Source organism: Paracoccus sp. SCSIO 75233 (genome assembly GCF_027912675.1).
Lineage (GTDB): Bacteria > Pseudomonadota > Alphaproteobacteria > Rhodobacterales > Rhodobacteraceae > Paracoccus.
On record NZ_CP115763.1, the window covers coordinates 21291 to 28278 of the forward strand.

Annotated in this window: 7 protein-coding genes; 4 read left to right on the forward strand and 3 right to left on the reverse strand. The window is 61.2% G+C overall.

The annotated features are described in order from the left end of the window. Positions 1 to 3: 3 nt before the first annotated feature. A complete protein-coding gene (locus PAF12_RS18425; protein ID WP_271107049.1) occupies positions 4 to 1515 on the forward strand; it encodes an IS66 family transposase in 1512 nt (503 codons plus the stop codon). 281 nt (positions 1516 to 1796) lie between these two features. Here PAF12_RS18425 and PAF12_RS18430 read toward each other — a convergent pair whose 3' ends face one another. Beyond that, on the reverse strand, positions 1797 to 2030 hold the full coding sequence (locus tag PAF12_RS18430; RefSeq protein WP_271109946.1) for a hypothetical protein: 234 nt from the start codon (positions 2028 to 2030) through the stop codon (positions 1797 to 1799). Between the two features lie 773 nt (positions 2031 to 2803). On the opposite strand from PAF12_RS18430, the gene PAF12_RS18435 reads away from it, so the two are divergent. Continuing rightward, entirely contained in the window at positions 2804 to 3856 is a 1053-nt protein-coding gene (locus PAF12_RS18435) for a tyrosine-type recombinase/integrase (protein WP_271109947.1), read from the forward strand. A gap of 12 nt (positions 3857 to 3868) precedes the next feature. Here PAF12_RS18435 and PAF12_RS18440 read toward each other — a convergent pair whose 3' ends face one another. Further along, positions 3869 to 4264 (reverse strand): type II toxin-antitoxin system VapC family toxin, encoded by a 396-nt coding sequence (locus tag PAF12_RS18440; protein WP_271109948.1) that lies wholly within the window; start codon positions 4262 to 4264, stop codon positions 3869 to 3871. Next, positions 4261 to 4503 carry a type II toxin-antitoxin system Phd/YefM family antitoxin gene (locus PAF12_RS18445; protein ID WP_271109949.1) on the reverse strand — a complete coding sequence of 81 codons (243 nt, stop codon included), beginning with the start codon at positions 4501 to 4503 and terminating at the stop codon, positions 4261 to 4263. The genes PAF12_RS18440 and PAF12_RS18445 overlap by 4 nt, the downstream gene beginning before the upstream one ends. A 291-nt stretch (positions 4504 to 4794) precedes the next feature. On the opposite strand from PAF12_RS18445, the gene repA reads away from it, so the two are divergent. Beyond that, positions 4795 to 5982, forward strand: a complete 1188-nt coding sequence (repA, locus tag PAF12_RS18450) for a plasmid partitioning protein RepA (RefSeq protein WP_271109950.1) — start codon at positions 4795 to 4797, stop codon at positions 5980 to 5982. After that, positions 5982 to 6890: a plasmid partitioning protein RepB gene (gene repB / locus PAF12_RS18455; RefSeq protein ID WP_271109951.1), complete on the forward strand. Its 909-nt coding sequence runs from the start codon at positions 5982 to 5984 to the stop codon at positions 6888 to 6890. Before repA ends, repB begins: the two co-directional genes overlap by 1 nt. Positions 6891 to 6988: the final 98 nt, after the last annotated feature.

The window sequence follows — 6988 nt, forward strand, 5'->3', positions numbered from 1 at the left end:
GGCATGACTGTGCCTGACAAATTGCCCGATGACATTGCCGAACTGAAGGCGATCATCCGTACGCAGCAGGATCAGAATGCGCGGCTTGAAGCCTTGGTCGCTTCGTTCAAGAAGGCGCTCTTCGGGGCCAAATCCGAGAAGCTTGACCCGGCCCAGTATGAGTTGGAACTCGAGGATATCGAGACCGCCATCGCGCAGGTGGAAGCAGAGATCGACGCGGACGAGCGCACCGCGCCCGTGCGGCCCCCAAAGCCGCGCCAGACCAATCGCGGATCACTGCCCAAACATCTGGAACGGGTTGAGGTGGTCATTGAACCCGAGCAATCCTGCGCCTGCGGAACTGAGCGTCACGTCATTGGCGAGGAGGTCAGCGAACGGCTGGACATCATCCCGGCCCAGTTCCGTGTGATTGTCACCCGCCGCCCCAAATACGCCTGCCGCTCCTGTGAGGGTGGGATCACCCAAGCGCCTGCACCCGCCCACATCATCGCGGGCGGCATGCCAACCGAAGCAACGCTCGCCCATGTGCTCGTCTCAAAATATGCCGATCACCTGCCGCTCTATCGGCAGGCACAAATCTACAGCCGCCAAGGGATCGATCTGGATCGCTCGACCCTGGCCGGGTGGGTAGGCAAGTCGGCGTTTGAATTGACCCCGGTCTATGAGGCGCTCATGGCCGATCTGAAGCGCTCCACCAAGCTCTTCATGGACGAAACACCTGCACCGGTTCTGGCCCCAGGGCGCAAAAGCACCAAAACCGGTTACTTCTGGGCGCTGGCCCGTGATAACAGGCCATGGGGCGGCGGCGATCCTCCCGGAGTGGCGTTTACCTATGCGCCCGGTCGGTCAGGGCAGCATGCGGATAACATCTTGAGCGGCTTCAGCGGCACCCTGCAGGTTGATGGATACGCAGGCTATAACAGCTTGCTCAAACGCCCTACACAGGATGTGGTGCTGGCCTATTGCTGGGCACACGCGCGGCGAAAATTGCATGACGTCACCCAATCTGGAGCTGCTCCAATCGCGCAGGAAGGCCTGGCGCAAATCCAGGCACTCTACCGTATCGAAAAAGACCTGAGAGGCCTGCCTGCCGATCAACGGCACGCTGCACGACGGGACCGCTCAAAACCCATCATCGACGCCTTCAAGCTCTGGCTCGCCCAGAACCGCGCACGCGTCTCAGCGAAATCGCCGACCGGTGAAGCCCTGAAATACATCGCCAAATACTGGGATGGCATGTGTAGGTTCCTCGACGATGGCCGCATCGAACTCGACAACAACCCTGTCGAGCGCACCATCCGCCCCATCGCTCTGAACCGCAAAAACGCGCTCTTCGCCGGACATGATACCGGCGCTCAAAATTGGGCCGTAATCGCATCCCTGATCGAGACCTGCAAACTCAACGGGATCGAGCCGCATGGCTATCTGTCCGGTGTCCTGACAGCCATCGCAGGCGGGCACAAACAAGCGGATATCAAAGAATTGCTGCCTTGGAACTACACCGCACCAGTGTGAACGGCGCACCGCTTACACTGCGCCGTTAGCTCTTTCCGACATAATTGCTCCTTGATCTATTTTAGTGGGCGCCGTTTATCTCAACAGGCTGCGGCGGCCTGTGCGGCGTTCTGGTGTTTTGTTGGCCCGCTAACGGTGTCTTTTTGCAAATCGAGGACCAGGGCATCGAACGCTCGACAAACCGACCCGCGTTAAAGACAATGCTTTCTTCAAAGTGGCTGCCCAGAAACTGTATTCCGATTGGCGAGCCCTGAGGCGAAAGGCCCGCACTTTCTCGTAGATCATCGTGCGGGGGATCTTGCGCTGATCCCGATCGGTCGTTGTTCTGCTGAACTCATGTCGATCCAATAGCGGCGGAGGTCACAGAACTTCTCTGGATGGTCCTTGAGCAGATTGATCCCGGCTTCTTTCAGGCCATTCAGCCACGCGATCTGTGAACGGGCGATCAGATGGCCCCGGAGTTTTCCGATCTCCAGGTGCCCAGCCGTGAATCCAAGCGTCACATCTTCAACCATAGTGCCTCCAATGCGTATTTGGGAACTCATCAGCAACACGATGGACCGCCGCCCGGTAACCTTCGCTGTGTGTGATGATGAGACCAAAGCCGCGAAGAGCGAAATCTGTCAGAACCTTGACGCCCTTCTCGAATGGTTATGTTTACCTTCTCTCAGCGATCGTATGTTCTCTACGATTATTTATGTGCACTAACTTGTCAACTGAGTTTTCTACCTTTTGGGCACCCTCGTTTCCGAAAATCGCCGTTCGGCTGAATGCTGCTCGCGCATAACGGATCGACCGCGCACAGCTTTGCTGAGTAACGCCAGGAGAAAACTCTCGTGAACAACATGAAAGATGGGCAATTCCCGCCAGTTCATCTGACGCGCTCGCCGGGCCGTTTCGGGGTCAGCGCCGACGCAACCACCATGCAGTCGCGACCCAGTTCGCGAACTTGCCGGCGCAACCCGTAACCCGTCGGCCGGGCCTCGAAGCATACATGCAGTCGATCATATCTTTTTCCCAGCCTCTTGAACGTCCCTCCATCGCCGCAAGACTATTCTCTACCTCGCCGACAAACCGGACCACACCCACGCGGCGGCTTTGTCGCAATCGTCAGCGCCCCGGCGGAGGTGGTTCTCGTCCGATAATAGATGCGTGGTCGGATTTATAACATCGTGTAACCATTATTATGATGATTACTTGCGCGAAGGTTTTGGCGGCATATTATTCACGATAAGGAGCAATTATCGCGCCTCTTGGCTTCGCCACGCTTCCGCGCCATAATCCCCGCATGCGCACGCCAAATCCCCCGGCCCTGCCCCTGCCCGCAACGCTTTCCAGCAGCGATGCCGGACTGCTCACCGACCTTTACCGTCGCGGCACGCCGGAAAACACGCTCCGCGCCTGGGAACGGGATCTGGCCTATATCAGTGCCTGGAAGCAGGCGGCCTTCGCCGCGCCGCTCGCCTGGCCGGAGGCGGAGGAGGTGGCGCTGCGCTTCGTGCTCGATCATTCGGTCGATCTTAGCGATACCGAAAGCGACGCCCGCGCTGTGGCGGAGGTGCTGATCGCCGCCGGGCTGCGCAGGACGCTGGCCTGCCCGGCCCCGGCGACGCTGGACCGGCGCATCGCCTCGTGGCGGGCGTTTCACCGGATGCGCAACCTGCCCTCACCCTTCGAAGCGCCGTTGATCCGGCAAGCGCGAGGTCGGGCACGGCGGGCAGCGGCGCGGGAGCGGCAGCCGAAATCACAGAACCCGATCACACGGCAGGTGCTGGAGGCGATGCTGGCGACCTGCGACGGCAGCCATCGCGGGATGCGTGACCGCGCGGTGCTGATGCTCGGATGGGCCTCGGGCGGGCGGCGGCGGTCAGAGATTGCCGGGCTGAATGTCGACGATATCGATGCCCGAGAATTCACCGAGAAAGGCTTGATCCGCATCCGACTGCTCTCGACCAAGACCACTGGTCCGGAGCGCGCGCCACGCCTGCCGCTGAAGGGCCGCGCGGCGCGGGCGGTCATGGGCTGGATCGGGCTGGCGCGGCTCGATAACGGGCCGCTGTTCCGGCCAGTCAGCCTCGCCGACCGGGCCCTGCCCCGCCGGATCACCCCGGACGGCATTCGCGGCATCGTTCACCACCGGCTGGAACTGGCCGGCTATCCGCCCGATTTCGCCTCTGCCCACGGGCTGCGATCGGGTTTCCTGACCCAGGCCGCCCGCGACGGCGCCCCGATTGCAGCGGCGATGCAGTTGTCGCTGCACCGCTCCGTCCAGCAGGCACAGAGCTACTATGCTGATGTCGAGATCGAGGACAATCCGGCGACCGATCTGTTGGAGGATTAGGTAGCCGCCCGATCAGGCCAGCACCTCCACCCCTTCTGCCGTTGCCGCCCGCGTCAATGCCTTGTCGAGACTGGCGAGCGTGCCGCCGTGGCGCAGTGCCGTCTCAAGATACAGCGCATCATAGGCGGTCAGCCCGTGGCGGCGGGCAAGGTCGAGGACGACGGGTCCCGCCGGGGCGATGTCCAGTTGAATATCAAGCTCATCCACGGCCTCGACGATCTGATCGGCCATGCCGGCGGGCAATCGCCCGCGCCGCTCGCTGACGAGCAGGATATTGCGCAGCTCGACCCAGAGCAGCCACGGCGCCAGCAGCGTGTCATGATCGGTCAGCGCCGCGCCGAGATCCAGCCCGGTTTCATCCGGCATCACCCAGCCGACAAGGGCGGAGGCATCGATGATGAGCGTCAACGGCGGCCCTCATCCCGCGCCGAGAGGATGTCTTCGGCGCTGAGCCGGACATTGCGGGCGGCAATCCGGCTGCGCAGCGCCGCCAGCCGGTCAAGCACTGCGCTGCGGTCGCTTCCTGCGGGGACGAGCCGAGCAACGGGCGTGCCCCTTCGGGTGATCAGCACCGACTCGCCGGCCTCTGCCGCAGCGAGCAATTCGGAGAGATGGGTTTTTGCTTCAAAAGCACCGATTTCGCGCATGGAGGTCTCCTTTAACTGGTTTGCAATCTAGTTTGCTTAGGGAGTTCTTGCAAGGCTTTGGCCTCGCATGGACAGCCAAGTGACGTGCAAAGGCAGAAATGAATGGTCCAGGCTATCCCGTGCCAATAAATCTCTAGTGGGACCAAAAGGGCAACCCGACTAGATATTGGGGTGCCGCGTAAAAAATGCTTGCGAGAATCGCATTCTGTCGGCATTTATTTACGGAGCAGACAGAATAAGACGGTCAAAAGCGTAACGAACGCAGTGGGCCGCAGAAGAATCGAGGGCAGAATGCGGCAGCAGACTCGCATTGACAGGCTGGTGGGTGAACACGCGCAGGCTCTTTCGGCGCGGCTGCAAGCCCATCGTGCGCAGCTTTTCCCGCCCGATGCAAAACGTCAATTGCGGAAATTCACCAGCGGTGAGGTGGCGGAACTGCTGGGCGTCAAGGATGCTTATCTGCGCAAGCTGCATCTGGAAGGGCGCGGGCCAGAGCCGGAAACCCGTGCCGGGGGCCGCCGCTATTACACGCCCGCCGATATTCAGGCGCTGCGGGATATGCTGGAAAAAGGTGCTAAATCGCCCGGCACCTACCTGCCCGGCCGCCGTGACGGCGATCATCTTCAGGTCATTACCGTCATCAACTTCAAGGGCGGCTCCGGCAAGACCACGACAGCGGCGCATCTGGCGCAGAAACTGGCGCTTGACGGCTATCGGGTGCTGGCCATCGATCTCGATCCGCAAGCCAGCCTCTCGGCGCTTCACGGGGTGCAGCCGGAATTCGATCTGGCCGATGGCGGGACGCTTTACGATGCGATTCGCTATGATGATCCGGTGTCGTTGCGCGACATCGTGCAACAGACCTATTTCACCAATCTCGACCTGATTCCCGGCAATCTCGAACTGATGGAGTTCGAGCATGAGACCCCGCGTGCCATCGTCGAACGGTCTGGTAAATTTTTCTTTACCCGGATCGGCGATGCTCTCGCGGAGGTTGAACAGGATTACGATATTGTCGTCATCGATTGCCCGCCGCAGCTTGGTTTCCTGACCATGTCGGCATTATCCGCCGCGACGGCGATTCTGGTGACGGTGCATCCGCAGATGCTGGATGTGATGTCGATGTGTCAGTTCCTGTTGATGACCTCGAATCTTCTGGAAGTCGTGGCGGAGGCTGGGGGCGACATGGATTATGACTGGATGCGTTATGTGGTGACGCGATACGAGCCGGGCGATGGCCCGCAAAATCAGATGGTGAGCTTCATGCGCTCGATGTTCGGCGAATATGTGCTGAATCATCCGGTGCTGAAATCGACCGCGATTTCGGATGCCGGGATCACCAAGCAGACGCTTTATGAGGTCGAGCGCAGCGCCTTCACCCGCGCCACCTATGAGCGCGCAATGGAAAGCCTCAATGCCGTGAATGGCGAGATCGAAGGGCTTATTCAGGCGGCCTGGGGCCGTAAGGAGGCGGGCTGATGGCGCGCAAGGATCTGCTCAAAGGGCTGATGGAGGCCCCTGCCCCATCCAGCGAGACCCCGGCCCCGCCCCGTTACGAGCGCGGCGCGATTGGCGCGGTGTCGAAATCCATCAATGATCTGCGCAGCCGCGCCATTGTCGATGTGCATCCCGATATGATCGACGATGCCGGGCTGCGCGACCGGTTGGACGAAGACCCGGAGGGGCTGGCGGCGCTGGTCGAGTCGATCCGCGAATATGGCCAGCAGGTGCCGGTGCTTCTGCGCCACAGCCCGAATGAGGAGGGCCGATACGAGGTCGTCTATGGCCGCCGCCGGGTCGCGGCCCTGAAGGCGCTGCAACAGCCGGTCAAGGCGATGCTGCGTGAACTCAATGACAAGGAGCTGATCGTTGCGCAGGGCCAGGAAAACAGCGCCCGCAAGGATCTGAGCTTTATCGAAAAGGCCAGTTTTGCGGCGCAGATGGTGGCGATGGATTTCGACCGCAAGGTGATCTGCGATGCGTTGTCGATCGACAAGACGGTGATCTCGCGCATGCTGAGCGTGACCGACGCCGTGCCGGACGCGCTGATCCGCAAGATCGGCTCGGCTCCCTCGGCCGGGCGCGACCGCTGGCTGCTGCTGGCCGGGCGCGCCGAGGGCAGGTCTTTGGATGAGCTGCTTGACGCCGCCATCGGCCCGGATTCCGATGCCCGGTTCGAGGCCGTGCTGGCCGCGTTGCAGACCCCGAAACCCAGCCCCGCCGCGCCGCGGATATTGGCGGGTGCGGACGGTGATCCGCTGGGGCAGGCACGGAAAACAAAAGGAAAAACCGTGATCGAGCTGACCGGAGGGGGCCGTGCCTTCGCCGATTGGCTGATCGATCACATGGCAGAGCTTCACCGCGACTGGCAGGACAAGAACCGGTAGCGGCGGGGAAACAGGCAAGAAACAAACAGGAGGCACGAAGGGACAAACCAAAAGAAAAGCCCCCCAGGACTAATCCCGAAGGGCCGTTTCTCGATCTA

Coding starts and splice junctions, on each gene's coding strand:
- PAF12_RS18425 (WP_271107049.1), top strand. CDS start 4: ATGACTGTGCCTGACAAATTGCCCGATGACATTGCCGAACTGAAGGCG.
- PAF12_RS18430 (WP_271109946.1), bottom strand. CDS start 2,030: ATGGTTGAAGATGTGACGCTTGGATTCACGGCTGGGCACCTGGAGATC.
- PAF12_RS18435 (WP_271109947.1), top strand. CDS start 2,804: ATGCGCACGCCAAATCCCCCGGCCCTGCCCCTGCCCGCAACGCTTTCC.
- PAF12_RS18445 (WP_271109949.1), bottom strand. CDS start 4,503: ATGCGCGAAATCGGTGCTTTTGAAGCAAAAACCCATCTCTCCGAATTG.
- repA (WP_271109950.1), top strand. CDS start 4,795: ATGCGGCAGCAGACTCGCATTGACAGGCTGGTGGGTGAACACGCGCAG.
- repB (WP_271109951.1), top strand. CDS start 5,982: ATGGCGCGCAAGGATCTGCTCAAAGGGCTGATGGAGGCCCCTGCCCCA.